Annotated in this window: 21 protein-coding genes; 13 read left to right on the forward strand and 8 right to left on the reverse strand. The window is 67.6% G+C overall.

All coding sequences use genetic code 11. The features are described 5' to 3' along the window. The first annotated feature begins 76 nt into the window (after window positions 1-76). On the forward strand, window positions 77-943 hold the full coding sequence (locus tag A9975_RS14885) for an AzlC family ABC transporter permease (RefSeq protein WP_255503238.1): 867 nt from the start codon (window positions 77-79) through the stop codon (window positions 941-943). Continuing rightward, window positions 940-1,263 carry an AzlD domain-containing protein gene (locus tag A9975_RS14890; RefSeq protein ID WP_183033467.1) on the forward strand — a complete coding sequence of 108 codons (324 nt, stop codon included), beginning with the start codon at window positions 940-942 and terminating at the stop codon, window positions 1,261-1,263. Before A9975_RS14885 ends, A9975_RS14890 begins: the two co-directional genes overlap by 4 nt. A gap of 51 nt (window positions 1,264-1,314) precedes the next feature. Here the strand turns inward: A9975_RS14890 and A9975_RS14895 are convergent, their stop codons facing one another. Further along, window positions 1,315-2,451, reverse strand: coding sequence for a helix-turn-helix transcriptional regulator (locus A9975_RS14895; RefSeq protein WP_183033468.1), 1,137 nt, complete (start codon window positions 2,449-2,451; stop codon window positions 1,315-1,317). A 361-nt stretch (window positions 2,452-2,812) separates the two neighbouring features. On the opposite strand from A9975_RS14895, the gene A9975_RS14900 reads away from it, so the two are divergent. The 7 genes from A9975_RS14900 (at window position 2,813) to A9975_RS14930 (ending at window position 11,082) form a co-directional block, all read left to right on the forward strand. Next, window positions 2,813-4,021 carry a phosphoglycerate kinase gene (locus A9975_RS14900; RefSeq protein WP_183033469.1) on the forward strand — a complete coding sequence of 403 codons (1,209 nt, stop codon included), beginning with the start codon at window positions 2,813-2,815 and terminating at the stop codon, window positions 4,019-4,021. Between the two features lie 123 nt (window positions 4,022-4,144). Further along, the gene (gene pyk, locus A9975_RS14905; RefSeq protein WP_183033470.1) at window positions 4,145-5,581 is read left to right on the forward strand and encodes a pyruvate kinase; all 1,437 of its coding nucleotides are present in this window, start codon (window positions 4,145-4,147) and stop codon (window positions 5,579-5,581) included. Between the two features lie 160 nt (window positions 5,582-5,741). Then, window positions 5,742-6,806, forward strand: coding sequence for a class II fructose-bisphosphate aldolase (gene fba, locus A9975_RS14910; RefSeq protein WP_174425967.1), 1,065 nt, complete (start codon window positions 5,742-5,744; stop codon window positions 6,804-6,806). A gap of 186 nt (window positions 6,807-6,992) precedes the next feature. Then, complete coding sequence (locus A9975_RS14915) at window positions 6,993-7,901, forward strand: phosphoribosylaminoimidazolesuccinocarboxamide synthase (protein ID WP_183033471.1); 909 nt, start codon at window positions 6,993-6,995, stop codon at window positions 7,899-7,901. Between the two features lie 287 nt (window positions 7,902-8,188). Further along, window positions 8,189-8,686: a 5-(carboxyamino)imidazole ribonucleotide mutase gene (gene purE / locus A9975_RS14920; protein WP_006158083.1), complete on the forward strand. Its 498-nt coding sequence runs from the start codon at window positions 8,189-8,191 to the stop codon at window positions 8,684-8,686. Window positions 8,687-8,745: 59 nt separating this feature from the next. After that, a complete protein-coding gene (locus tag A9975_RS14925; RefSeq protein WP_150992697.1) occupies window positions 8,746-9,990 on the forward strand; it encodes a 5-(carboxyamino)imidazole ribonucleotide synthase in 1,245 nt (414 codons plus the stop codon). Window positions 9,991-10,095: 105 nt separating this feature from the next. Then, window positions 10,096-11,082, forward strand: coding sequence for an L-threonylcarbamoyladenylate synthase (locus A9975_RS14930; protein WP_183033472.1), 987 nt, complete (start codon window positions 10,096-10,098; stop codon window positions 11,080-11,082). A gap of 537 nt (window positions 11,083-11,619) precedes the next feature. Here the strand turns inward: A9975_RS14930 and dacB are convergent. From dacB to A9975_RS14955, 5 genes are all read right to left on the reverse strand, one after another. Beyond that, window positions 11,620-13,155 carry a D-alanyl-D-alanine carboxypeptidase/D-alanyl-D-alanine-endopeptidase gene (gene dacB, locus A9975_RS14935; RefSeq protein WP_183033473.1) on the reverse strand — a complete coding sequence of 512 codons (1,536 nt, stop codon included), beginning with the start codon at window positions 13,153-13,155 and terminating at the stop codon, window positions 11,620-11,622. Between the two features lie 71 nt (window positions 13,156-13,226). After that, window positions 13,227-13,841: a MarR family winged helix-turn-helix transcriptional regulator gene (locus A9975_RS14940; protein WP_183033474.1), complete on the reverse strand. Its 615-nt coding sequence runs from the start codon at window positions 13,839-13,841 to the stop codon at window positions 13,227-13,229. 60 nt (window positions 13,842-13,901) lie between these two features. After that, complete coding sequence (locus A9975_RS14945; protein WP_150992705.1) at window positions 13,902-14,411, reverse strand: DUF3237 domain-containing protein; 510 nt, start codon at window positions 14,409-14,411, stop codon at window positions 13,902-13,904. Continuing rightward, the gene (locus A9975_RS14950; RefSeq protein WP_183033475.1) at window positions 14,408-15,637 is read right to left on the reverse strand and encodes an ABC transporter substrate-binding protein; all 1,230 of its coding nucleotides are present in this window, start codon (window positions 15,635-15,637) and stop codon (window positions 14,408-14,410) included. The genes A9975_RS14945 and A9975_RS14950 overlap by 4 nt, the downstream gene beginning before the upstream one ends. A 95-nt stretch (window positions 15,638-15,732) precedes the next feature. Continuing rightward, entirely contained in the window at window positions 15,733-17,013 is a 1,281-nt protein-coding gene (locus A9975_RS14955) for a flavin-dependent oxidoreductase (protein WP_183033476.1), read from the reverse strand. 343 nt (window positions 17,014-17,356) lie between these two features. On the opposite strand from A9975_RS14955, the gene A9975_RS14960 reads away from it, so the two are divergent. Next, a complete protein-coding gene (locus A9975_RS14960) occupies window positions 17,357-17,566 on the forward strand; it encodes a hypothetical protein (RefSeq protein WP_150992709.1) in 210 nt (69 codons plus the stop codon). A 120-nt stretch (window positions 17,567-17,686) separates the two neighbouring features. Here A9975_RS14960 and A9975_RS14965 read toward each other — a convergent pair whose 3' ends face one another. Beyond that, window positions 17,687-18,151, reverse strand: coding sequence for a PACE efflux transporter (locus tag A9975_RS14965; protein ID WP_183033477.1), 465 nt, complete (start codon window positions 18,149-18,151; stop codon window positions 17,687-17,689). Between the two features lie 117 nt (window positions 18,152-18,268). Here A9975_RS14965 and A9975_RS14970 point away from each other — a divergent pair, with 117 nt between their 5' ends. After that, window positions 18,269-19,174, forward strand: a complete 906-nt coding sequence (locus tag A9975_RS14970) for a LysR family transcriptional regulator (RefSeq protein ID WP_174425976.1) — start codon at window positions 18,269-18,271, stop codon at window positions 19,172-19,174. Window positions 19,175-19,205: 31 nt separating this feature from the next. On the opposite strand, the gene A9975_RS14975 is transcribed toward A9975_RS14970, so the two are convergent. After that, entirely contained in the window at window positions 19,206-20,183 is a 978-nt protein-coding gene (locus tag A9975_RS14975; RefSeq protein ID WP_183033478.1) for a tripartite tricarboxylate transporter substrate binding protein, read from the reverse strand. A 126-nt stretch (window positions 20,184-20,309) separates the two neighbouring features. Here A9975_RS14975 and A9975_RS14980 point away from each other — a divergent pair, with 126 nt between their 5' ends. Both A9975_RS14980 and A9975_RS14985 read left to right on the forward strand, forming a co-directional pair. Further along, window positions 20,310-21,011, forward strand: coding sequence for a response regulator (locus tag A9975_RS14980; RefSeq protein ID WP_183033479.1), 702 nt, complete (start codon window positions 20,310-20,312; stop codon window positions 21,009-21,011). After that, a complete protein-coding gene (locus A9975_RS14985; RefSeq protein ID WP_183033480.1) occupies window positions 21,004-22,431 on the forward strand; it encodes a sensor histidine kinase in 1,428 nt (475 codons plus the stop codon). Before A9975_RS14980 ends, A9975_RS14985 begins: the two co-directional genes overlap by 8 nt. Window position 22,432: the final 1 nt, after the last annotated feature.

Genomic DNA, 22,432 nt, shown 5'->3' on the forward strand with positions numbered 1-22,432 from the left:
CCCTATAATGCCCAATTCCCCCTAAGCCCAAGGGCTAGCCCGCCCCCGGGCGGCTGCCATCCCCCAGCCTTCAGCTATGACCTTCCGACCGCCCCAGGCCCTGCTGCGTCCCTGGCATCGTTTTGCCCCGGCCGAGCGGGCTGGCTTTATCGAGGGGGCGCGTTATTTCGCGCCGTCCCTGCCTGCCGTGTTCTCCTGGGGACTGGTGACGGGCGTGGCCATGAGCAAGTCGGTGATGAACGTGCCCGAGGCGATCGGCATGTCCTTGCTGGTCTACGCCGGCTCGGCTCAGTTGTCCGTGCTGCCGCTGTTCGCAGCAGGCCTGCCGTTGTGGACGGTGTGGCTGACCGCCGCCATCGTCAACCTGCGCTTCGTGATCTTCAGTGCCGGGCTGCAGCCGCATTTCAGCTATCTGCCGCTGTGGCGCCGCACGCTGCTGGGGTCGTTCAACGGCGACCTGCATTTCGTCTACTTCATGCAGCGCTATGCCACCCCAGGCCATGAGCCGGGCAAGGAAGGGTACTTCTGGGGCATGGCGCTGACCAATTTCGCCATGTGGCAGGTCTCGTCGATCATCGGCATCGTGCTGGCCAGCGCGTTCCCGGACAGCTGGGGCCTGGGGCTGGCTGGCACGCTGGCGCTGATTCCCGTGATGGTCACGACCATCCGCTCGCGCTCGACGCTGCTGGCGGTGGCTGTGGCGTCCGCGCTGGCGCTGCTGTGCTTCGACCTGCCTTACCGGCTCGGCCTGGTGGCGGCGGTGGTGGGGGCGATCGCGGCAGGCATGGCCAGCGACGAACTGGCCGCCCGCGCAACCTTGCGGGGCATCCGCCGCCGCAAGGCCGAGCATGCGCCCGCGCAGGCGGCTGCCCGGTCAGCGGCCCAGTCAGCGGCCCAGTCAGCGGCCCAGTCAGCGGCTCCGGCGGCAGAGGACCGGGCATGAGCCATATCGAGATCTGGATCGCGCTGGTCGGCATGGCGCTGGTGACCATCGTCACGCGTGCGCTGTTCCTGATGGCGGGCGAGCGCGTGACGGTGCCGGACCGCATCCAGCGCGCGCTGCGCTACGCGCCGGCGGCGGCGCTGGCGGCCATCATCCTGCCCGACCTGATGACCTGGCAGGGGCATTTCACGCTGGCCCCTAGCAACTACAAGCTGGTGGCCGGCGCGGTGGCGCTGGTGTTCTACCTGGTGACGCGGCGCATGGTGGGCATGATTGTGGCGGGCATGGCGGTCTATACCGCCATGCGGCTGCTCGGCTGAGCCGGAGCAGGGCGAACGCCGGGCCCCGAAGGCGCGAGAAGGCGCGATCCGCTAGGCCGCGTCGCTGGCGTCGCTCGGCCCTTGCGGCCCAGGGCCGAGCGCCGTGCCCAGCTGGGTCAGCAGCCGCGTCAGGCGGGCCTGCGTGCTGGCGCCGGTCTTGAGGAATACCGCCTTGAGCTGGCTGCGCGCGGTTTCGTGGCGCACGTTCAGGCGCTCGCTGGCTTCGGGCAGGCCCATGCCGGTGGCCAGCAGGCTTGCCAGGCGGGTCTCGGCGGGCGTCAGTCCATAGACTTCGCGCAGCAGTTGCGGCAATTCCGCCGGTGCCTGCGCGTCTTCATGGATCACCACCAGCGCGGCGGGTTGCTGCCAGGGCAGCGCAAAGATGTGGGAGGGCGGCAGCGGCAGCACGATCAGCTGCGCGCTGGCGCCGTTGCCATGGCGGGCGATTGCCGCCTGCGCCGGTACCGTGCTGCGCGGCGCGCAGGCGGCCGTTACCATATCGGCCAGCGGGCGCGACAACTGCCACTCGCCCGTCTTGCCGGCGGGGGCCAGCCGCCGCACCCAGCGCTCGCCGATGCCATTGCTCAGCAGCACGCGCCGCTCGGGCGAGAAGGCGATCACGCCGAACGACAGGCGCTCCAGGATCTGCCCCGAAAGTTGCGCCAGCGTCGACAGGCCGATGGTGCGGTCGCGCATGGCCATGGCGCTGCGCATGTGAGGCAGCGCCCAGTCCAGCGCGCTGACATCCGCCGGCGTGAAATTGCCTTGGGAGAACGAGCGCTGCAGCGCGAAATACACCTCGTAGTGGGGCTTTCGCTCGACCAGGCAGGCCGCGTAGGAGCATAGGTCGAAGCGGTGGAAGAACTCCCGGTAGAAGGGGCTGCGCTGCATCGCGCCTTCGCCGAAATCGCGCGCGTCGATGTACCACTCCCCGGGGGAGAGGTTGTGGGCAAACAGCTTGCCCGGATCCAGCGCGTGGAACTCCTTCTCGTAGGCGCTGAACAGCTCCTGCACCGGGCGCACGATCTCGTTGACCGTCATCAGGTCGCGATCGGTGTCGCGCACGATCATCGATGCGTGCGCGCTGCCTACGATGTTGCTCAAGGTGTGCAGGCTTTGCTGCCAGGCCTGCGCGTCAAGAATCCCTTCGTACAGGCCACGGATTGCCCCGTGCATGTCTTCGTTCATGATTACCCCTGCCTTCGCGACAACGGCGTTAGCCGCGTGGCGCCGACGCCGCTTACCGTAAGCGTGTCCGGCACCAGTGCCTTGGGTCCCGTCTGAGGCGGGCCTCTGGCTATGTTCTTGCGTGCTTATCTTGTACCGACTTGTGCATACATTGCGCGCTTTGGCAGCAGCGTACGAGACGCAATGCAATTGTCGCACCCCCCATTCAGGGGGTACGTTGCAAGGATGCGGCACGTTGCGCATCGCATGTGGCGAACGGGGCACCCGCTGGCGGATGCATCCGGGCCGCAATCCCGCAAAATGGCCCTTGCGATCAGGTAAAATGCCGATTTTCCCCGATTTTCGCTCTCCAGCCACCGCCATGACCTCTGTCCTGCGTCTTTCCGATCTCATCTCCCAAGGCAAAATTGCCGGCAAGCGGGTTTTTATCCGCGCCGACCTGAACGTGCCGCAGGATGACGCCGGCCAAATCACCGAAGATACCCGCATCCGCGCCTCGGTGCCCGCCATCGAGGCCTGCCTGCAGGCAGGCGCCGCCGTGATGGTGACGTCGCACCTCGGCCGCCCGACCGAAGGCGAGTTCAAGCCCGAGGATTCGCTGGCGCCCGTGGCCAAGCGCCTGGCTGAACTGCTCGGCAAGCCGGTCAAGCTGGTGCAGAACTGGGTCGACGGCAACGGCGAAGTGAGCGCGGTCAAGCCGGGCGAAGTGGTGCTGCTGGAAAACTGCCGCGTCAACAAGGGCGAAAAGAAGAACAGCGACGAACTGGCGCAGAAAATGGCCAAGCTGTGCGACGTCTACGTCAACGATGCCTTCGGCACCGCGCACCGTGCGGAGGCCACCACCCACGGCATCGCCAAGTACGCTCCCATCGCCTGCGCCGGCCCGCTGCTGGCCGCCGAGATCGATGCGCTGGGCAAGGCCCTGGGCCAGCCGGCGCGTCCGCTGGTGGCAATCGTCGCCGGCTCCAAGGTGTCCACCAAGCTGACCATCCTCAAGACGCTGGCCGACAAGGTCGACAACCTGATCGTCGGCGGCGGCATCGCCAATACCTTCATGCTGGCTGCCGGCCTGAAGATCGGCAAGTCGCTGGCCGAGGCTGACCTGGTGGCCGATGCGCGCGCCATCATCGATCTCATGGCCGCGCGCGGCGCCTCGGTGCCCATCCCCGTGGACGTGGTGTGCGCCAAGGAGTTCAGCGCCACCGCCGTTGCCACCGTCAAGGATGCGAAGGACGTGGCCGACGACGACATGATCCTCGATATCGGCCCCAAGACCGCTCAGATGCTGGCGGACCAGCTCAAGCTGGCCGGCACCATCGTGTGGAACGGCCCGGTCGGCGTGTTCGAGTTCGACCAGTTCAGCAATGGCACCAAGGTGCTGGCCCAAGCCATCGCCGAGTCCAAGGCGTTCTCGATCGCCGGCGGCGGCGACACGCTGGCGGCCATCGCCAAGTACGGCATCGCTGACCAGGTGGGCTACATCTCCACCGGCGGCGGCGCCTTCCTGGAATTCCTGGAAGGCAAGAAGCTGCCCGCGTTCGAGGTGCTGGAGCAGCGCGCCGCGGGCTGATCGATATAGCCGAGTTGTTCCGCGGCAGCCCAGCCATGCCGTTGCGCATGGCCGGGCTGCCGTGTTTGCTTGCGGTGTGCCGCTGTCTTACCTGCGCTGGCCCTCGATAAGGAAAATCAGTTCATGACCCGTTCCACCAAGATCGTCGCTACCATCGGCCCTGCTTCCAGCACGCTGGAAATGCTCACGCGCATGATCGCGGCAGGGGTCGATGTGGTGCGCCTGAATTTCTCCCACGGCGTAGCCGCGGACCATATCGAGCGTGCCCGCCTGGTGCGCGAGGCCGCCAAGGCCTGCGGCCGGGAAGTCGCCATCATGGCCGACCTGCAAGGGCCGAAGATCCGCGTCGGCAAGTTCGAGCACGGCAAGATCATGCTGAACGTGGGTGAGCCCTTCATCCTCGACGCCACCTGCACCCTGGGCAACCAGGAACGCGCCGGCCTCGATTACGAGGACCTGCCGCGCGACGTGGGCCCTGGCGACCTGCTGCTGCTCAACGATGGCCTGATCGTGCTGGTGGTGGACCGCGTGCTGGGCCACGAGATCTTCACCACGGTCCGGATCGGCGGCGAGCTGTCCAACAACAAGGGCATCAACCGCCAGGGCGGCGGCCTGTCGGCGCCGGCGCTGACCGCCAAGGACATGGAAGACATCAAGACCGCCATGGCGCTGGGCGCGGACTATGTCGCGGTGAGTTTTCCCAAGAACGCCACCGACATGGAAATGGCCCGCCAGCTCGCTGCGGTGGCTGGCCAGCCGCACCAGCACAAGGCCCGCATGATCGCCAAGATCGAGCGCGCCGAGGCGATCCGCCCGGGCGTGCTGGAAGAGATCCTGCAGGCCTCCGACGGCATCATGGTGGCCCGTGGCGACCTGGCCGTGGAAGTGGGCAACGCAGCCGTGCCCGCGCTGCAAAAGCGCATGATCCGGCTGGCGCGCGAGGCCAACAAGCTGACCATCACCGCTACCCAGATGATGGAGAGCATGATCGTCAACCCGGTGCCCACGCGCGCCGAGGTGTCGGACGTGGCCAACGCCGTGCTGGACGGCACCGATGCCGTGATGCTGTCGGCCGAGACCGCCGCCGGCCGCTATCCGGTGGAAACCGTGGAAGCCATGGCCGCGGTCTGCGTCGAGGCCGAGAAGTCCGAGGTGGTCCAGCTCGACACCGATTTCCTCAACCAGACCTTTGGCCGCATCGACCAGTCGATCGCCATGGGCGCACTGTTCACCGCCTATCATTTGCAGGTAAAGGCGATTGCCGCGCTGACCGATTCCGGCGCCACCGCGCTGTGGATGAGCCGGCATCGCATCCATGTGCCGATCTACGCGATGACGCCCAACCTGGCCTCGCAGCGCAAGATGCAGCTCTACCGCAACGTGGTGCCGCTGCCGCTGGAAGCCAGCGCCGACCGCGACACCGCGCTGGAGCAGGCCGAGGAACTGCTGCTGTCGCGCGGCGTGGTGCAGCGCGGCGACTTTATCGTGCTGACCATTGGCGAGCCCATGGGCCAGCCGGGTGGCACGAATACGCTGAAGATTGTCCGGGTAGGCGCCTGATATGTGCCGCGCCGGACAGACAGCCGGCGCCCGAGCGCACAGGATCACCCGGGATAAATCGCGTTGAGACGGTGTCTTGCGCGAACAGCAAAGAACGACCAGATCGACAGATCGACAGATTATTAAACGAGACACCCCATTCTTTCTTTAGGAGTTTGACATGCCACTCGTATCGATGCGCCAGCTGCTCGACCACGCCGCCGAAAACGGCTACGCGCTGCCCGCCTTCAACGTGAACAACCTGGAACAGGTTCAGGCCATCATGCAGGCCGCCGACGAAGTCAATGCGCCGGTGATCATGCAAGCCTCCGCAGGCGCACGCAAGTACGCCGGCGAGCACTTCCTGCGCCACCTGATCGAAGCCGCGGTGCAAGCCTATCCGCATATCCCGGTGGTGATGCACCAGGATCACGGCCAGTCGCCGGCGATCTGCCAGGCCGCGATCGACCTGGGCTTCTCCTCGGTGATGATGGACGGCTCGCTGCGCGAAGACGGCAAGACCCCGTCCGACTACGAGTACAACATCGAAGTGACCCGCAAGGTGGTGCAGCTCTCACACGCCATCGGCGTGACCGTGGAAGGCGAGCTTGGCTGCCTGGGCTCGCTCGAGACCGGCGAAGCCGGCGAGGAAGACGGCATCGGCGCCGAAGGCAAGCTGGACCATTCCATGCTGCTGACCGACCCGGAGCAGGCCGCCGACTTCGTCAAGGCCACCCAGCTGGACGCCCTGGCGATCGCCATCGGCACCTCGCACGGTGCTTACAAGTTCACCCGCAAGCCCACTGGCGATATCCTGGCGATCAACCGCATCAAGGAAATCCACGCTCGCATCCCCAACACCCACCTGGTGATGCACGGCTCGTCGTCGGTCCCGCAGGAACTGCTCGCGGAAATCCGCCAGTTCGGCGGCGACATGAAGGAAACCTACGGCGTGCCGGTCGAGGAAATCCAGGAAGCCATCAAGTACGGCGTGCGCAAGATCAATATCGACACCGATATCCGCCTTGCCATGACCGGCGCGATCCGCCGCTTCTTTGCCGAGAACCCGAGCAAGTTCGACCCGCGCGAATACCTCAAGCCGGCCCGCGAAGCCGCCAAGCTGGTTTGCAAGGCACGCTACGTCGCCTTCGGCTGCGAAGGCCAGGCCGCCAAGATCAAGCCGGTCTCGCTCGACGCCATCGCGCAGAAGTACAAGTCGGGCGAACTCGCCCAGGTCGTGCAGTAAGCAGGACCCCGTGCCGTCCCCGCCCCGGTCCCGTCAACCGGGGAGGCGCGGGGACGGCGCTTTTCAGGCCCCGGTGCCGGGGCGCTGAAAAGCGCTAACAAAATGAAGCGAAGCAGTTGTTCTGGCCCGGCGCCAGAATCATTCTGTTAGTGCCTCCCGTCGGAACCACCGAACCACCGAAACACCATGTCGAACGCTCTCTACCAGTCCTCCATCACTTCGCTGCCGCTGCTCGGCCACGGCAAGGTCCGCGACAACTACGCCGTCGGCGACGACAAGCTGCTGATCGTCACCACCGACCGCCTGTCCGCCTTCGACGTCATCCTGGGCGAGCCGATCCCGGCCAAGGGCCGCGTGCTCAACCAGATGGCCAACTTCTGGTTCAAGAAGCTGGCTCACATCGTGCCGAACCACGAAACCGGCATTGCCGCCGAGACCGTGGTGAGCCCGGCCGAAGTCGAGCAGGTGCAAGGCCGCGCCGTGGTGGTCAAGCGCCTCAAGCCGATCCTGGTGGAAGCCGTGGTGCGCGGCTACCTGGCCGGCAGCGGCTGGAAGGACTACCAGGCCACCGGCAGCGTGTGCGGCATCGCGTTGCCCGCCGGCCTGCAGAACGCGCAGAAGCTGCCCGAGCCGATCTTCACCCCGGCCGCCAAGGCCGAGATGGGCGAGCACGACGAGAACATCTCCTTCGCGGAAACGGAAGCGCGCATCGGCGCCGACCTGGCCCGCCAGATGCGCGACATCTCGATCCGCCTGTACAAGGAAGCAGCCGACTACGCCGCCACCCGCGGCATCATCATCGCCGACACCAAGTTCGAGTTCGGCCTGGACGAGAACGGCACGCTGACGCTGATGGACGAAGTGCTGACCGCCGATTCCTCGCGCTTCTGGCCCGCGGATTCGTACGAAGTCGGCACCAACCCGCCGTCCTTCGACAAGCAGTTCGTGCGCGACTGGCTGGAAGCGGTGCGCATCGACGGCAAGCCCTGGCCCAAGACCGCCCCGGCGCCGGCACTGCCCGCCGACGTGATCGAGAAGACCGCCGCCAAGTACCGCGAGGCGCTGACGCGCCTGACCGGCGAGGAACTGCAGTAATGTCGGGCGGCGCAGGTGCTGGCCGAAGCCGGCCGGTGCGCCAAAGCCGCCTGAAATGCCTAATGGTGTTTACTCCCTCTCCCCTCAGGGGGAGAGGGTTGGGGAGAGGGGTGGCTTAGCTAGGAGCCACTTGAAGCAAAGCCAATGGTTTTTTGCGGCCCGCAAGCGCATCGAGCGCCCGCCCTCTCCCCCAACCCCTCTCCCGCAAGCGGGAGAGGGGAGCGAAAGAAGGCAACGCGAAAGTTGGCGCAATCAATATGCGCCAGATGGATTTTTAAGGATTTGACGTGAGCAATACAGCCAAGCCGCTGGTCGGCGTTGTGATGGGCAGCAGTTCCGACTGGGACGTGATGCAGAACGCGGTCGCCATGCTGAAGGATTTCGGCGTGGCCTTCGAGGCACGCGTGGTCTCCGCCCACCGCATGGCCGACGACATGTTCGAGTACGCCGCCACCGCGCGCGAGCGCGGCCTGCGCGCCATCATCGCCGGTGCCGGTGGTGCCGCGCACCTGCCCGGCATGATCGCCGCCAAGACCATCGTGCCGGTGTTCGGCGTGCCGGTGCCGTCGCGCTACCTGCGTGGCGAGGACTCGCTGCTGTCGATCGTGCAGATGCCCAAAGGCGTGCCGGTTGCCACCTTCGCCATCGGCGAAGCGGGCGCCGCCAATGCCGCGCTGCACGCCATCGCCACGCTCGCCACCACCGACGACGCGCTGGCCGCCGCGCTCGAAGCGTTCCGCGCCAAGCAGACCGAAGCTGCCCGCGCCATGACGCTGCCGGTGTAATACGCACATTCGCACGCACACCGACTAGCCCCAAGCCCCCGAATCCGGAAAGACGCGCAATGCCAACCGATATCCATCCCCACCTGGTCGAAGCCCACACGCCGGAGTCGCGTGCCGAGTTCGGCATCGACAATCCCAGCGCGCCGGTGCTGCCCGGCGCCTGGCTAGGCATGCTGGGCGGCGGCCAGCTCGGCCGCATGTTCACCCATGCCGCGCAGTCGATGGGCTACAAGGTTTGCGTGCTCGATCCGGACCAGGACAGCCCGGCCGGCACCATCGCCGAGAAGCACATCTGCGCGGCCTATACGGATGAAGCCGCGCTGGCCGAGATGGCCAAGCTGTGCCCGGCGGTGACCACCGAGTTCGAGAACGTGCCCTCGCTCTCGCTCGACCGGCTGGAGCAACTCGGCGCCTTCGTCGCGCCGCGCGGCTATTGCGTGTCGATCGCGCAGAACCGCATCGGCGAGAAGAAGTTCTTCGCTTCCTGCGCCGAGCGCACCGGCGTGCCCACCGCGCCGCACTGGGTGATCCAGCACGACGCCGACGTCGACCAGGTGCCCGAGGACCTGCTGCCCGGCATCCTCAAGACCGCGCGCATGGGTTATGACGGCAAGGGCCAGGCCCGCGTCAGGACCCGCGAAGACGTGCGCGCAGCGTGGCGCGCCATGCAGCACGTGCCGTGTGTGCTGGAAAAGATGCTGCCGCTGGCCTACGAGGTCTCGGTACTGGCCGCGCGCGCTGCCGACGGCACCACGGCCACCTGGCCGCTCGCCGAAAACGTGCACCGCGACGGCATCCTGTTCTCCACCGTGATGCCGTCCACCAGCGTCTCCGACGAGATCGCCGCGCGAGCGCGCGCCGCGGCCGCCACCATCACCACCGAGATGGGCTATGTGGGCGTGCTGTGCATCGAGTTCTTCGTGCTGACGGATGGCTCGCTGGTCGCCAACGAAATGGCACCGCGCCCGCACAACTCCGGCCACATCACCATGGACGCCTGCGAGACCAGCCAGTTCGAGCAGCAGGTGCGCGCCATGGCGCGCCTGCCGCTGGGCAGCACGCGCCAGCATTCGGCCGGCAAGATGCTCAACCTGCTGGGCGATGTGTGGTTCGAGTTCGGCCTGGAGCGCACGCCGGCCTGGGACGAAGTCGTGGCCCAGCCCGGCGCCAAGCTGCACTTGTACGGCAAGAGCGATGCGCGCCCCTCGCGCAAGATGGGCCACGTGAATTGCGTGGGCGGCGCGGCGGCCGACGCCGAGCGCGCCTTCGATGCGGCCCTGACGGCGCTGCACATCGCGCCTTGATGGCTTGCCCGGCGCATGCGCCGGGCTTTTCCGTTTTCCTGCTTTCGCAGCTCCGTAGTTCCCTAGCTTCGAAGCTTCGCAGTAACGCCACCCCAGAGATCCCCGATGTCGCGCATGCCCACGTCCGCCGAACTTGACCAAGCGGTCCAACTACTGGAGGCCGGCGAGCTGGTCGCCTTCCCGACCGAGACGGTCTATGGCCTGGGCGCCGACGCGGAAAACCCCGAGGCCATCGCGCGTATCTACGCGGCCAAGGGGCGCCCGTCCAATCACCCGATCATCGTGCACGTGGTGGATGGCGGCGACATCAGCTACTGGGTGGACGATGTGCCGCCGGCCGCGCAAGACCTGATCGACGCCTTCTGGCCCGGCCCGCTCACGCTGATCCTCAAGCGCGCCGCGCATATCCCGGCGGCGGTTGCCGGCGGCCAGGACAGCATTGGCCTGCGTTGCCCGTCGCATCCGGTTGCGCAGGCGCTGCTGGGCCGCTTCAAGCGTGGCCGCGGCGGCATCGCCGCGCCGTCCGCGAACAAGTTTGGGCAGGTCAGCCCGACCACGGCGCAGCACGTGCGCGATGAGTTTGGCGACGCGGTCTTCGTGCTGGAAGGCGACGGCGTCGAGGTGGGCATCGAATCGACCATCGTGGACCTGTCGCGGCTGGAGCAGGGCATTGGCCCGGTGCTGCTGCGCCCGGGCGCGATCACGCCGGCCATGATGGCGCAGGTGCTGGGCGTCACGCCGTTGCCGCCGGACGCTGCTGCGCCGCGCGCGTCAGGCACGCTGAAGGCGCACTATGCGCCGCATACGCCGTTGGCTTTGTGTTCTGCCGCGGATCTGCCTGCGCAGCTGGTCGATTTGCCCGCCGACGCGCGAGTGGCGTGGGTTGGTGTTCAGGCGGCCGCCGATCCGCGGTGTGTGTGGGTGCAGGCGCCTGCCGATGCCGAGGGTTATGCGCGGGCGCTTTATAGCCTGTTGCGTCGGCTGGATGGGGAGGGGTTTGCGCGGCTGGTGTTTGAGGCCTTGCCGGCCGGGCATGAGTGGGATGGGGTGCGGGATCGGTTGCAGAGGGCTGCGGCGGCGTTTGGGGAGTGAGGGGGGGTGTTGGTTGTTGGTAGTAACTGCAACTGCAACTTCAACTTCAACTTCAACTTCAACTTCAACTTCAACTTCAACTTCAACTTCAACTTCAACTTCAACTGCAGTTTCACCACCCCTGCGGGGCGGCGACCTACTTTCTTGTCTTGCCAAGAAAGTAGGCAAAGAAGGCGCGCCGGATGGGGCGACTACCCCCTCGGGCTTCGACGAAAAGAGCGGCCGGGACCCAAACTCGCATCGCCTTGAGGCGATGCTCAGACATGGGTCCCTCTTTTCCGCTCTTTTCGCCGAATCCCGAGGCGCCCCATACGGCCTGGGTGAACCTCCACGGCTCGCTTCGCATCGCCGTGGGTGTTTCCCGCCCCTTCGGGCGGGAAACACGGCTACACCGAATCGTTGGTTTGGCGAGGTCGTTTCTGGTCCCGCTGGATTGCTCCCCTATCCCACTCGTGGGAGAGGGGCCGGGGGAGAGGGTGGGCGCTCGCAAGGGCGCGAGCTCACCTTATTCCGTACGGGCTGCCAGTATCACGCCACTTACGGTGCGCCCTGATACACCCATTGCAACAGGGCATCGTGGGCTTCGCGGGCTTGTGCTGCGTTGGCGTGGTTGATGTAGCTGACCACCACGTAGCGGTCGCCGTTCAGCGCATCGACATAGCCGGCCAGGGCCCGGACGTCGTTCAACGTTCCCGTTTTCATGTAGGCATTGCCGGCCGCGCCGGCGCGCGTCAGGCGGTTGCGCAGCGTGCCGTCCACGCCGAGGATCGGCAGCGAATCGATCAGCACCGGGCCGACTTCACTGGCCAGCGCTTGCTGCAGCAGCCGCGACATATCGTAGGCACTGATGCGTTCTTCGCGCGATAGCCCGGAGCCGTTGTCCAGTACCAGGTCGGGCATGTCCAGCCCCTGGCGCGCCAGCCAGCGCTGCACCACCTTGGCCGAGCGGGTGGTGCTGGCCGGGCCGCTGCGGTCCATCTCCGCGCCGATGGTCAGGTAAAGCTGGCGGGCCATCACATTGTTCGAGAACTTGTTGATGTCGCGCACGATTTCCGACAGGGGCTGGCCGTAGTGGCGTGCCAGCAGGAAGGCGTTGCGCGGGGCGCGGCCCGTGCGCAGGGCTGGCTGGTGGGTGAAGCGGCCGCCGGCCAGTTGCCATTCGGCGACAAAGCCGCCCCAGGTGAATTCGTTGTGCGAGAGCGTGGCGATGTTGACCACGTGTTCGCCGCAGTCGGCGGCGTAGCTGCCGTCGAAGGAGGCCAGCACGGTGCCGTCGGGCTGTGGCGTGACGGCGGGGCGGGCGCGTGCCGACCAGTCGCCGCATTTGCCGTGGGACAGCGCGAGGCGGTTGTCGACTTTGAGCTGCGCCAGCGCGGGCGTGACCGATACCGCGACCGACTGGTTGGCCGGGTCGGGCGTGATGGTAAATGACAGCGTCTTGAAGGCGTAGAGCAGCGCGTCGGGGCTGACGTTGTAGGCGCGCTGGGTTTCGCCATCGATGGTGGCGCCCTTGTCGAGCGCGGAATCGAAGTAGCTGCGGTCCAGCACCAGGTCGCCGTTGATGGTGGTGGCGCCCGCGGTGCGGGCGGTGTTGACCAGCTTGGCCATTTCTTCCGGCACCAGCTTGGGGTCGCCATAGCCGCGCAGGTAGACGTTGCCGTTGACGGTGCCGTCGGCGCCTGGCTGGTTGTCGGCGTACAGCGCGGTCTGCCAGCGGTAGCTGGGGCCAAGCAGCTGTAGCCCGGCGAAGGTGGTGACCAGCTTCATGGTGGAAGCCGGGTTCATCGGCGTTTGCGCGTTCCAGCTTGCGCGGGGTGCCTGCGCGCCGACCTTGATCACGTAGAAGCTGGTGGCCGAGGCGGGCACATGCGCGCGCTTGAGCGCGGCCGTTACGCTGCCTGGCAGGCCTGAGCGCGGCTCGGCGGACTCGGTCGCGGCGTGGGTGGCCTTGGTCTTGTGAGCGGGGGTCTTGGCGGCGGCGGTGCTCACGCCGCTGATGCACAACAGCCCGGCGGCGCAAAGCGGCAGCAGGCGGTGAAGAATTGGGGAAGGGCGATTCGGCATGGTGCCCATGTTAACGCATGGGCCTGGGCGCGGATGACGCCGCCATTCGATTTCCGCAGGTTTTTCCGCAGAAAACCTGTCTAGTCTTCTGCGGCGTTTGTGGGATCTGCCGAATGGGCCGAATGAGCCGAATGGGCCAAGTGGGCCGCGCCGATCGCCTGCGGAGGCGCGAGCTTTCCGAGCAGCGTGCGCAGCGTGTCTTGTTCCTGCACCGACAATGCCGCCGCGACGCGCGCATCGTGCGCGCACACCGCGGCGGTGGTGGCTTCCAGTGTGCGCCGTCCCGCCGGGGTCAGCACCAGGCTGTAGGCGCGGCGGTCGTGCGGCGCCGGGCGGCGCGCCACCAGCTTCATGTCTTCCAGCGCGTCGACCAGCAGCACCGCGCCCGAGCGCGCGATGCCCAGGATGCTGGCCAGCTCGGTGAGCTTGAGCAGCGGATTGCGCGAGACGATCACGAGCGCGGAGAAACGCGGCGGCGTGATGTTCCACTGCGCCAGCGATTGCACGAAGTCTTCGTAGATACGGATCTGCGCGCGGCGGATGGCGTAGCCGACCAGGTCGTCCAGCACGCCGTAGTCGACGTTGGCGATATGCGGGTCGAATCCGCCGGGCGCATCGGCCGCCTGGCTGGCGCCGGCGGGATCGGGGGCGAGGGCGTCGCGGCTGCGGCGCGCTCGCGCCTTGGTTGTGGTCATGATGCCTGGGCGTCGGTCGATGGATGTGGGTGGCGATGGGGGCCTGAATAACCGGGCCGCCTATACGACGCGAAAATACCGCATTTCCACCCGGTCCGGATAGCGGGCGCCGGTGGCGACAAACAGGTGCTGCATGAGCCAGTCGTAGCCGGGCGCCGCCGTCTCGAAGCGGGGTGCGGTGCGGAAATAGATCAGGCGCGGGTCGACGATCTCGCCGCCGGCCAGGCGCGCGATCAGCTCGGCGGGGCCGCTGCGCACGCCGGCGTTGACGATGTAGATGCGCGCGCCGTCGTCGGTCTCCAGCACGTAGCGGGCCTCGATGTCGGCCACGACGATGCCGTTGCCGGCGTCGTGGCGCACCAGCTGGAAGTCCGCGCCGCCTGGCAGGATGCGCCCTTGCAGGCGCGGCCCGGAAACGACGCCGTCGAGAATGGGGATGACCCGCCGGTTGCCCAGCGCGCTCGCGCCCACCTCGGTGACCGGCGCCAGCCGGAAGCTGAAGTCCGCCACGTGCTCCAGCGTGGGCGTGGGCAGGGCGGCGATGGCAAAGGGTGCGGCGGGCGCGGTCATTTCAGCAGCTTCCAGTTGCCGTTGTCGATGGTCAGCATCACGCGGCCGCGGGTGTCAAAGCCGAAATGATCCTGCGCTGTGTAGTTCAGCACGCCATGCGACACCACGATATTGCGCTCGCTCTCCAGCGCGGTCTTGAGCGCGCGGCGGAACTCCGGCGTGCCTGGCTTGGCCTGCTTGAGCGCCACCGGCACGATGCGTTGCAGCACCAGGCCCGCATCGTAGGGGTGGGCGCCGAACTGGGTGCGGGTGTCGGGGCCGTACTGCTTCTCGTAGCGGCCCACGTAGTCCAGCCCCGGCTTCTTGGTGGCCGCGCTGTCCGGCAGCTGCTCGGCCACGATCACCGGCCCGGCGGGCAGGATGGAGCCGTTGACGGCCTTGCCGCCGATGCGGATCAGGTCCTTGGTGGCCGCGCCATGCGTGTGGTAGACCGGGCCCGCGTACCCGCGCTCGCGCAGCGTGGTGTGCGGCAGGGCCGCGCCGGTGCCGGCGCCGGCGATCAGCACCGCGTCGGGGCGGGCGGCGATCAGCTTGAGCGTTTGCGCGGTCACGCTGGTGTCCGAGCGCGCATAGCGCTCGGTGGCCACCAGGCGCATGCCGCGCGCGGTGGCGGCGGTGGTGAACTCCTTGAGCCAGGTCTCGCCGTAGGCGTCGGCAAAGCCGATGAAGGCGATGGTCTTGATGCCTCTGGCGTGCGCCGCATCCGCCACGGCCTCGGCCATCAGCTTGACCGGCTGGGCCAGGCGATACGTCCATTCGCCGCGGCCGGGCTTGAGCTCGATCGGCGAGAAGGCCAGCTGCACGGTCTGGCTCTCGTCGGCGACTTCGGCAATCGCGATCGATGGCGCCACCGCCGACGAGCCGAGGATGATGTCGACCTTGTCCTCGCTGACGAAGCGGCGCGCCACCTTGGTGGCCTGGGTGGGATCGGAGCCGTCGTCCAGCACGATATAGCGGATCTTCTCGCCGGAGATGGTCTCCGGCAGCAAGGGCATGCTGTTCTTTTGCGGGATGCCGAGCGAGGCCGAGGGGCCGGTCGACGCGATGCTGACGCCGACCGTCACGTCGGCAAGCGCGGGCGCGGCGCCGAGCGCGGCGGCAAGGCTGGCGGTGACGGCGAGCGCAAGGCGGCTGGCGGGCGTGGCAAGGCGGGTAAGGCGTGAAGGGCGTGTAGGGCGTGTAGGGCGTGTAGAGCGTGTAGAGCGTGTAGAGCTGGGGCGCGGCACGATGTCTCCTTTTCTTCGAATGACGCCGGCTTCTCAGGGCCGGTCGGGGGGCATGATACGACGGACTGGCGCAATCACAGAGACGCGCGGCCCGCTTAGCGCGGCGGCGCCTGCAGCGATTGCCGGTCGAAGCCGGCGAGCTGCTTGTAGCGCAGCGCGATCGCTTCGAGCTCGGTGCGCGGGATCACGGTTTCGATATCGCTGAAACCCTGTGGCGCGCGCTGCTCGGCCAGCTGCATGACCTGCTCGGGCCCGTTCATGCGGTTGCGCAGCACGATGGCCGCGGTGCGCGGCAGCCGTTCCGCTTCGTACTCGCGCAGCGCATGGCCGGTGCCGCAGGCGTCGCGCGGCGCGCCGTTGGCCAGGAGGCTGTCCATCAGGTAGCGCGCATCGAGGATGGCCTGCGCGCTGCCATTGGAGCCGATCGGGTACATCGGGTGGGCGGCGTCGCCCAGCAGCGTTACGCGGTCGAAGGTCCAGCGCGGCAGCGTGTCCTTGTCGACCATGGGGAATTCGTAGATGGCCTGCGCGCCGTCGATCAGCGCGGGGATGTCGATCCAGTCCCAGCGCCAGTTCGCAAAGGCTTCGCGGAACACGGACTTGTCGACCTGCTTGTTCCAGTCGCTGCGCGGCGGGGTATCCGGCGCGCTGTCGGGCACGCGCAGCTCGGCGATCCAGTTGACCAGCGAGCGCCCCTGGCGGCGCAGCGGCTCGGAGATCGGGTAGGCCACGAACTTCTGGTCCTGGTGGCCCGCCATGAACATCGAGCTGCCATCCAGGTACGGCGGCGCCTCGGTGACCGCGCGCCACAGCGTGCGGCGCGAGAAGCGCGGCGCGTCGCCCTGCGGATAGAAGTGGCGGCGCACGGCGGAGTGGATGCCATCGGCGCCCACCAGCACATCGGCCCGCGCCGTGACTTGCGCGTTGTCGCTGCGCCGGCGCAGCGTGAACTCCACGGGATCGCCCGCGCGCGCGCCGGTGCTCGTGACCGCTTCAAACGTATGGCCGGCATGCACGCGCTCGGCGCCCAGGCGCTCCACCACGGTGCGGTAGAGCAACATCTGGAATTCGCCGCGATGGATGGAGAACTGCGGCTGGCCGTAGCCCGCCGCGCGCCCGCGCGGCTCGTGCCAGATGCGCTGGCCAAGCTTGTTGTAGTAGGACAGGGACGAGGTCTGCACCGCCAGCTCGGCCAGTGCATCGTGCAGTCCCAGCTCGGACAGCTCGCGCACCGCGTGCGGCAGCAGGTTGATGCCCACGCCGAGCGGGCGCAGCGTCTCGCTGGCTTCCCAGACCTCGGCCTCGATGCCGTGCCGGTGGCAAAGCAGTGCCAGCGTCAGGCCGCCGATGCCGCCACCGGCAATCGCGATCTTCATGGTGTTGTCTCCACGGCTTGTTATGGAATTCCCGGGCCGCGCGGGTGCTCCATGCGGAGCCGGCGGCCACTGGCAATATTGTTATAGAGTATAACTAAATGCGCGAAGGCTTCAAGATCGGCGGCGTGCGGGGAAACCCGCAAGCAGGCGCCGCATGCACGTCCTGAGCACGGGGTTTGTGGGAATCCGCTGACACGATGTTCGGCCAAGCCCCGGTTCCGCGGAGCGGCCCCGGGTCCCATAGTGAATCTACCTCCCGCAAAGCATGGACCTTGCGGTAAACGCGATAACGATGCCTGGGTGCATTGCCAGGCGCAAAACAAATCCCAAAAGGAGCCTCATCATGCGTACCGTAACCCTGTCTATCCTGCTTGCCACCCTGCTGAGCGTGGCGGGCTGCGCCGACATGACGCCCAAGCAGCGCAATACCGCCATCGGCGCAGGTGTTGGCGGCGTGGCTGGCGCGGCACTGATCGGCGGCCCGGCGGCCACCATCGGCGGCGCGGCGCTGGGCGGTGTGGTTGGCAACGTGGCGACGCCCGAACGCCGGTAAGGACGCCGGTAAGGACGCCGGCAAGGAACAACGCAGCCACGCGCAGCCATGCGAAGTGGCTGGCCAGAAAGCAAAAAGCGGATGCCGTCGGCATCCGCTTTTTGCTGCCTGATCGCCAGGTCAGCAAGCAGACTTCGCGACCGCCTTTGCGGTATTCCCGCTTTGCCCCGCGGCGTTGGTCACCGGGAACACGGCATCGTAGGCCCAGTTGTAGACGAACGCATAGAGCACGTAGAAGGCCGCCAGGGCGATGTCCATGATGAAGGCATCGAAGAGACTCATGTCGAGATACCACGCCACCATCGGCAGGAACACCACCAGCAGGCCCAGTTCGAACAGGATGGCGTGGAGCACCCGCACGGCCACCGGCTTGCGCAGCTGCCCGGTGAACCGCAGCATGGCCTTGTCGAACAGCACGTTGTAGAGGTAGTTCCAGCCGGCGGCGATCAACGACGCCACCACGGCGAGGATGCCGATCTGGTGCAGGGCGAAGCCAAAGACCCAGCTGCCCACGGGCGCGACAATCAGCAAGCCGATCACTTCAAAGCCGATGGTGTGACGAATCCTGTCCTTGGTGCTGCGCATGATACTTCCTGTCTGGCGTGTGAATGTAGGGCATTCTATCGAGTATTCTGAGATGGTAAAGTTAGGTTCTATCGCTAAAAACGATGGATGGGTAACGGCCCTTCCCAAGGAATCGACATGAGCCTCTCGCTCGAACAATTGCAGGCCTTTGCCGCAGCCGCCGAATGTGGCTCTTTCTCCGCCGCCGCGCGCCGGCTGGGCAAGGCCCAGTCGGTAGTCAGCGCGGCCGTGTCCAATCTCGAGATCGACCTGGGCAACCAGCTGTTCGACCGCGGCGGGCGCTATCCCACCCTGACCGCCGCGGGCGAACGCCTGCTGGCCGAGGCGCGCGTGATCCTGGAGCGCTGCGAGCATTTCCGTGGCGTGGCCAAGAGCCTGGGCGAGGGCGTGGAGAGCCGCCTGGTGCTGGCGGTGGACGAACTCTATCCGGAGGAAACCCTCGGCGTGATGCTGGAGGAGTTCTCCGCGCGCTTCCCGGCGGTGGAGCTGGAGCTGCTGTTTCCTTTGATGGAAGACGTCAGCCGGCTGGTGCTGGAGCGTTGCGCCGACCTGGGAATCATGTGGCGCCAGGAGGTGCTTCCGCCGGAGCTGGGTTTCCGCGCGCTGGGCTGGGTGCCGATGCGGATCATCTGTGCCCCCGACCATCCGCTTGCGGACCAGCGCGTGGGCTGGGAGGAACTGAAGCGCTACCGGCAGCTGATGGTGGCCACCCGTACCGATAGCGAGGAAAAAATGCGGCTGCGCGTGGCCGCCGAGGTCTGGTGGGTGGAGAGCCAGTGGGTCATCGTTGAGCTGGTCAAGCGCCGGCTGGGCTGGGCCTTCGTGCCCTGGCACGTGGCGGCCAACTCGCCGGCGGGCACGCAACTGGTGTCGCCCGCGCTGGAGTTCGACGACCAGGACTGGCCGGTGGCGATGGAGCTGGTGTGGCACAAGCAGCGGCCGCTTGGCAAGGCTGCCACCTGGCTCAAGGAGCGGGTGAGCAAGCAGCCGCTGCCGCGTCCCGAGGTGCCCGCCCGGCCGTAGCGGTACTGGCAGCTCTTCGGAGCTATCGGCGCTATCGGGTCAGCCCGAATTCCTTGGCCAGCGTGCTATAGCGTTGCACCGTTCGCTGCACATAGGTATCCAGGTCAGCGCCGCCCAGGTCGGCGGGGAACAGGCCTTGCTCCGCGCGCAGCCGGGCGAATGCCGGGCTGGCCTGCAGGCGTGCGAAGCGGCTGGCCCAGCGCTGGTAGTCGGCCTGCGAAACCCTGGGGCCCATGTAGAAGCCGCGCAGGATGGGCCAGACGATGTCGAAGCCCTGCTCGCGCGCGGTGGGCACGCTGGCCAGCCTGCCGGGCAGGCGCTGCGCCGCCAGCACGGCCAGGATGCGGATGCCGCCCGCGCCGAGCTGCATGGCGGCCTCCGATGCGTCGCCGGACACCGCCTGGACGTGCCCGCCCTGCAGTGCCGTGAAGGCCTCGCCGCCACCCTCGAAACCCACGAAGCGCATGCGCTTGTAGCCCACGCCGGCCTGCCGCGCCACCAGCGCGGCCTTCATCCAGTCCTGGTTGCCGATGGTGCCGCCGGCCCCGAACAGTACCTGGTCCGGATCCGACCTGAGCGCGGCCACCAGGTCCTTCAGGGTCTTGAAGGGCGAATCGGCGCGTACCGCTATCACGCCGTAATCGGTGCCGAGCGCGCCGACCCAGCGCACGTCCGCCGCGCCGTACTTGCCGAACTTGCCTTGGGCCAGCGCCAGGAGGGAGCCGTCTGAAAAGGCGACGATGGTGTCGGGCTCGGCGGGGCGTTGCGCCACGATGCTGTTGTAGGCCACCGCGCCGATGCCGCCCGGCACGTAGGCCAGCCGCATCGGCTGCTCGGTGAACCCGGCTTCGAGCAGCGCGCGCTGCGCCAGCTTGCAAGTCAGGTCGAAACCGCCACCGGGCTTGGCGGGCACGATGCATTCCGACGCGGCGGCCGCCGGCCGCGCGCAGGCGGCGGCAAGGGCGAGCGCGGCGCAGGCAAAGCGCAGGGCGGCCAGGACGTGGCGCATCGATTCTCCCCCGGGGGCAATTGGACGGCAGACAGCTTACCGGGAAATCCCAAACAAATCCGCTGGCCGCCAATGCGAAAATCAGGCATAACAAAACGCCGCCAAGAAGCAGGAGAACACCCTTCCATGAGAGTACTGCTGGTCGAGGACCACGATGAACTGGCCACCTGGGTGATGCAGGCGCTGCGCGCGCTGCATTTCACCGTGGAGCGCGCGGCCGACGCGGCCAGTGCGGAATCCCTGCTGTTCAGCACGCACGCCGGCAGCGCGGGCGGGGCCGGCAGTGACTACGCGCTGGTGCTGCTGGACCTGACCCTGCCCGACCGCGACGGCCTGGACCTGCTCGCGCGCCTGCGCGCTCGCGGCTGCCGCGTGCCGGTGATGATCCTGACCGCGCGCGGCGAAGTGGGCGACCGGGTCAAGGGCCTGGACCTGGGTGCCGACGACTATATGGCCAAGCCCTTCGACCTGGCCGAGTTCGAGGCGCGCGTGAAGGCGCTGCTGCGCCGCGCGCGCCAGACCGAGGCGCCGCTGGTGGTGTGCGGCGGCCTGGGGTTCGATACGGTGTCGCGCCATTTCCAGGTGGGCGGCGTGCCGCTGGCGCTGACGCCGCGCGAGCATGCGGTGCTGGAGATCCTGATGACGCCGCCCGGCAAGACCGTCAGCAAGGACCGCATCTACGCCAGTATCTTCACCCTGGCCGACGACACCCAGCCGGATGTGATCGAGGTCTACGTGCATCGCCTGCGCCGCAAGCTCGAAGGCTCGGGCGCCGCCATCGTGACCTTGCGCGGGCTGGGCTACGTGCTGGAGCCCAGCGTTGGCTGAGCCGCGCAAGCGCGCCACCAGCCTGCGCGCACGCCTGCTGTGGTGGCTGATCCCGCCCATGCTGGCGCTGCAGGCCGCGTACGGCGTGGTGGCTTACTCCAACGCGCTGGAATCCGCCAACCAGGCCTATGACCGCACCTTGCTGGCATCGGCGCGCAATATCTCCGAGCGCATCACGCTGACCCCCGAAGGCGTGCGCGTGGACGTGCCGTATATCTCGCTCGATACCTTCGAGGTGGGCATGAACGCCACCATGTTCTACCGCGTCAGCGGCGTGCATGGCGAGTTCGTCTCGGGCTATGACGACCTGCCGCCATTCGATGCCAGCCAGCCGCGCACCAAGCTGTATCCCGCGCTGGTGAGCTTCTACGACCGCACCTACCGTGGCCAGCCGATCCGCATTGCCGCGCTGCGCCAGCCGGTGATGGACGCCAGCGGCACGCGCGGCGGCATGGCCTTGATCGAGGTGGGCGAGACGCTGGACTCACGCCAGGCGTTGACGCGCAACATCCTGTTCGATGTGCTGTGGGGCCAGCTGATGCTGGTGCTGGCCGCGGTGCTGGTGATCTGGCTGTTCACGCGGCGCGCGCTGGCACCGCTCGATGCGCTGCGCGAAGCGGTGGCGCAACGCCAGCCCGGCGCCACCACGCCGCTGCCGCTCGACAGCGCCCCGCGCGAGACCGCGCCGCTGGTGGAGGCCATGAACGGCTACATGGCGCGGCTGGAACAGGTGCTTGCCGCGCAGCGCCGCTTTATTGCCGACGCGGCGCACCAGCTGCGCACGCCGCTAGCCGTGCTGCACACGCAGGCCCAGCTGGCCGCGCGCGAGCACGATCCCGACGAGCAGCGGCGCATCGCGCAGGGCCTGGCCGACAGCACCGCGCGCATGGCCGCGCTGGCCGACCGCCTGCTGTCGATGGCGCGCGCCGCGCACGGCGGGGCCGAGGCGCCGCGCGCGCTGGACCTCGCGGCGTTGGTGAAGGAGGTCTGCCTTGAGCTCACGCCCGCCGCGCGTGCGCGCCGCATCGACCTGGGTTTCGAAGGCGAGGGCGCGCAGCCAGTGCGCGGCACCGATCTGCTGCACGAGCTGGCGACCAACCTGGTCGACAACGCGCTGCGTTATACGCCATCGGGCGGCATGGTCACGGCGCGTGTCTTGCGCGCGGGCGAGGCGGTCGTACTGGAAGTGGAGGACGACGGCCCCGGCATTCCCGCCGCGGAACGCGCGGCGGTGCTGGAGCCGTTCTACCGCGGCAAGGCGGCGGGTTTGAAGGCGCCCGGTGAGGCGGCTCCCACTGGCTCGGGGCTTGGCCTGACCATCGTGCGCGACATCGCAGTGGCGCATGGCGCGTCGCTGGCGCTGCTGGATGGCGCGCAGGGCAGGGGCCTGCTGGTGCGGGTGCGCTTCGCGCCGGCATAGG

It is taken from the genome of Cupriavidus sp. UME77 (genome assembly GCF_014170355.1).
GTDB classification, from domain to species: domain Bacteria; phylum Pseudomonadota; class Gammaproteobacteria; order Burkholderiales; family Burkholderiaceae; genus Cupriavidus; species Cupriavidus basilensis.

Bases quoted from the DNA above. Each gene is read 5' to 3' on its own strand.
- A9975_RS14955 (WP_183033476.1), bottom strand. From the start codon at position 17,013: ATGAAGATCGCGATTGCCGGTGGCGGCATCGGCGGCCTGACGCTGGCA.
- A9975_RS14970 (WP_174425976.1), top strand. From the start codon at position 18,269: ATGAGCCTCTCGCTCGAACAATTGCAGGCCTTTGCCGCAGCCGCCGAA.
- A9975_RS14900 (WP_183033469.1), top strand. From the start codon at position 2,813: ATGACCTCTGTCCTGCGTCTTTCCGATCTCATCTCCCAAGGCAAAATT.
- A9975_RS14980 (WP_183033479.1), top strand. From the start codon at position 20,310: ATGAGAGTACTGCTGGTCGAGGACCACGATGAACTGGCCACCTGGGTG.
- A9975_RS14885 (WP_255503238.1), top strand. From the start codon at position 77: ATGACCTTCCGACCGCCCCAGGCCCTGCTGCGTCCCTGGCATCGTTTT.
- A9975_RS14940 (WP_183033474.1), bottom strand. From the start codon at position 13,841: ATGACCACAACCAAGGCGCGAGCGCGCCGCAGCCGCGACGCCCTCGCC.
- A9975_RS14925 (WP_150992697.1), top strand. From the start codon at position 8,746: ATGCCAACCGATATCCATCCCCACCTGGTCGAAGCCCACACGCCGGAG.
- A9975_RS14945 (WP_150992705.1), bottom strand. From the start codon at position 14,411: ATGACCGCGCCCGCCGCACCCTTTGCCATCGCCGCCCTGCCCACGCCC.
- A9975_RS14930 (WP_183033472.1), top strand. From the start codon at position 10,096: ATGTCGCGCATGCCCACGTCCGCCGAACTTGACCAAGCGGTCCAACTA.
- A9975_RS14960 (WP_150992709.1), top strand. From the start codon at position 17,357: ATGCGTACCGTAACCCTGTCTATCCTGCTTGCCACCCTGCTGAGCGTG.
- dacB (WP_183033473.1), bottom strand. From the start codon at position 13,155: ATGGGCACCATGCCGAATCGCCCTTCCCCAATTCTTCACCGCCTGCTG.
- fba (WP_174425967.1), top strand. From the start codon at position 5,742: ATGCCACTCGTATCGATGCGCCAGCTGCTCGACCACGCCGCCGAAAAC.
- pyk (WP_183033470.1), top strand. From the start codon at position 4,145: ATGACCCGTTCCACCAAGATCGTCGCTACCATCGGCCCTGCTTCCAGC.
- A9975_RS14965 (WP_183033477.1), bottom strand. From the start codon at position 18,151: ATGCGCAGCACCAAGGACAGGATTCGTCACACCATCGGCTTTGAAGTG.
- A9975_RS14915 (WP_183033471.1), top strand. From the start codon at position 6,993: ATGTCGAACGCTCTCTACCAGTCCTCCATCACTTCGCTGCCGCTGCTC.
- A9975_RS14975 (WP_183033478.1), bottom strand. From the start codon at position 20,183: ATGCGCCACGTCCTGGCCGCCCTGCGCTTTGCCTGCGCCGCGCTCGCC.
- A9975_RS14890 (WP_183033467.1), top strand. From the start codon at position 940: ATGAGCCATATCGAGATCTGGATCGCGCTGGTCGGCATGGCGCTGGTG.
- A9975_RS14895 (WP_183033468.1), bottom strand. From the start codon at position 2,451: ATGAACGAAGACATGCACGGGGCAATCCGTGGCCTGTACGAAGGGATT.